Below are 2,615 nucleotides of genomic sequence, written 5' to 3' on the forward strand. Positions count from 1 at the left end.
GATTTGACATTCTCATAAGCCTTTTCCGGTTGATGATTTAAAATGACTGAACCGACAATTCTTCCATCATATCTTGCTACGTAAAGCGTTTCATCATTTACACCGGCAACCGCATCTTCCCGAACAGGATAAACACCTTTTATCCACCCGGGATAATTAGTCGTAGCAGCCAGATAATCATTCAGTTCATCATACAGCTTTTCCAGTTCATCTATATCAGCAGAAGTTCCGGGCTCTATTGTAAATTTCATATATACACACTGTTTATCTTTTTATCAGTTCTTCAATCTTTCCACCTGTAATATAAGGTATACATTCGGATATCTTCTCAATACTCCAATCCCACCATTGCAATTTCTGCAATTGAACAATCGTATTCTCATCAAAACGCTTCCGAATTTCTTTAGCTGGTGTCCCACCTACTATCGTATAAGGAGGAACATCTTTAGTAACCACTGCCCGCGACGCAATAACCGCTCCATCTCCGATATGAACTCCTGCCATGATAACAGCTTCATATCCAATCCAGACATCATTACCTATTACTATATCCCCTTTATTATCCCAAGCAGAAGTTACATCTCCTTTATCTAAATTCCATTCCTCAAAAAAGATAGGAAACGTATAATTGGATAAAGAACCCAATGTGTGGTTTGCGCTGTTAAAAAGAAATTTGGCTCCACAAGCAATGGAACAGAATTTGCCAATTATCAATCGGTCTTTATTAATCGGATAATGATATAATACATTGTTCTTCTCAAAAAGAACAGGATCATTTACAAAGTCATTGTATATTGTATAATCACCTACCATAATGGCAGGATTCTTAATCACTGTATTCAGATAAACAGTCTGGAAATCATTGGTGCGAGGATATGTTTTTGAATTCATTGTGTCAGCAGAAGAGGATTTATATTACATAGCAAATATACAAGATAAATTTCAGACTATCACACAACGAACTAAATATGTATCCCATATTGATGCTTCACTTCAGCCATTACAAACGTGCTTTCCAGTGATCCTAAGCTATCAATCGTCCCCAACACATTCAGAATAAACTCCTGATAGTATTTCATATTGGGAGCATGAATCTTCAACAGGTAATCATAACTTCCTGATATGTTATAACATTCGGTTACTTCAGGAATATCCTGTATAATCCGTGTAAACTCGGCTGCTATATCCCTGTTCAGACGTCTAAGCTTCACACTGCAGAATACGACAAATCCCTGATTCAGCTTTTCCGCATCCAATACGGCAATATACTTCTTTATATATCCTCCACTCTCCAACCGTTTAAGACGTTCAAAAACAGGAGTTGAAGAAAGGCTCACCCGTGCAGCCAACTCTTTTGTCGTCAATCGGGCGTTTTCTTGCAAAGTACGGAGTATTTGCAAATCGACTCTATCCAGTTTATCAAAAGTATCCATAAGAAAAATATTCTTCTAAAAGGTGATTTCTAGGAATAGCACAGTTATATTATTCCATATAATGGCACAAAAATAGTATTATTTTCTATATTTCAGATATATATTGTTCGATATATCTTCATCCAATAACTTTGCAAGAAAATAAAGAAAGAATATTAAACTTAAAAAATATACGATTATGGCAACAAAGAATTTACATTTCGAGACTTTACAAGTTCATGTAGGACAAGAACAAGCAGATCCGGCAACAGATGCCCGTGCAGTACCTATTTATCAGACTACTTCTTATGTATTTCACAACTCCGCTCACGCAGCCGCACGTTTCGGCCTGCAGGACCCGGGAAACATCTACGGTCGTCTGACCAACTCCACTCAAGGAGTTTTTGAACAACGCGTAGCCGCTCTTGAAGGAGGAGTAGCAGGGCTGGCAGTTGCTTCGGGTGCCGCTGCTATCACTTATGCTTTCGAGAACATCACTCGTGCAGGCGACCATATTGTGGCAGCCAAAACTATTTATGGAGGAAGCTATAACTTACTGGCTCATACCTTACCCAGTTATGGCATCACAACAACATTCGTTGATCCAAGTGATTTATCGAACTTTGAAAAAGCCATTCAGGAAAATACGAAAGCCGTATTTATCGAGACATTGGGAAATCCGAACTCAAATATCATTGATATAGAGGCAGTAGCTGAAATAGCCCACCGCCACAAAATACCTTTGATTATTGACAACACATTTGGTACCCCGTATTTAATCCGCCCTATCGAACACGGAGCAGATATCGTAGTACATTCCGCAACAAAATTCATTGGCGGACACGGTTCGTCATTAGGAGGAGTCATTGTAGATTCGGGCAAATTCGACTGGGTAGCTTCCGGCAAATTTCCACAACTAACCGAACCTGATCCATGCTATCATGGCGTACGCTTCGTTGATGCAGCCGGTCCGGCTGCCTATGCCATCCGTATCCGTGCTATTCTGCTGCGCGACACAGGTGCCACCATCAGTCCATTCAACGCTTTTATCCTGTTGCAAGGCTTGGAAACTCTTTCCTTGCGCGTAGAACGCCATGTAGAAAATGCATTGAAGGTAGTGAATTTCTTAAACAATCATCCGAAAGTGAAGAAAGTGAACCATCCGTCATTATCCAATCATCCTGACCATGCACTGTATCAACG

At 39.9% G+C, this 2,615-nt stretch carries 3 protein-coding genes and 1 pseudogene; 1 reads left to right on the plus strand and 3 read right to left on the minus strand.

What is annotated here, in order from left to right:
• The 3 genes and pseudogenes from AB5935_RS24300 to AB5935_RS24310 all read right to left on the minus strand — a co-directional run.
• A pseudogene (locus tag AB5935_RS24300) lies at nucleotides 1–251 on the minus strand (GNAT family N-acetyltransferase); the annotation flags it as partial.
• Nucleotides 252–264: 13 nt separating this feature from the next.
• On the minus strand, nucleotides 265–891 hold the full coding sequence (locus AB5935_RS24305; RefSeq protein ID WP_004306418.1) for a CatB-related O-acetyltransferase: 627 nt from the start codon (nucleotides 889–891) through the stop codon (nucleotides 265–267).
• Between the two features lie 71 nt (nucleotides 892–962).
• Nucleotides 963–1,433: an Lrp/AsnC family transcriptional regulator gene (locus AB5935_RS24310; RefSeq protein WP_004299136.1), complete on the minus strand. Its 471-nt coding sequence runs from the start codon at nucleotides 1,431–1,433 to the stop codon at nucleotides 963–965.
• Between the two features lie 178 nt (nucleotides 1,434–1,611).
• Between AB5935_RS24310 and AB5935_RS24315 the strand changes: the two genes are divergently transcribed.
• Nucleotides 1,612–2,615 (plus strand): O-acetylhomoserine aminocarboxypropyltransferase/cysteine synthase family protein (locus tag AB5935_RS24315; RefSeq protein WP_368327688.1); only part of this gene is annotated, 1,004 nt, incomplete at its 3' end.

Origin of the sequence: Phocaeicola sp. RTP21198st1_B8_RTP21198_201120, from assembly GCF_040929485.1 — a bacterium.
GTDB classification, from domain to species: domain Bacteria; phylum Bacteroidota; class Bacteroidia; order Bacteroidales; family Bacteroidaceae; genus Phocaeicola; species Phocaeicola dorei.

Excerpts from the sequence above, each read along its gene's own strand:
- AB5935_RS24305 (WP_004306418.1), bottom strand. The coding sequence starts at position 891 with ATGAATTCAAAAACATATCCTCGCACCAATGATTTCCAGACTGTTTAT.
- AB5935_RS24310 (WP_004299136.1), bottom strand. The coding sequence starts at position 1,433 with ATGGATACTTTTGATAAACTGGATAGAGTCGATTTGCAAATACTCCGT.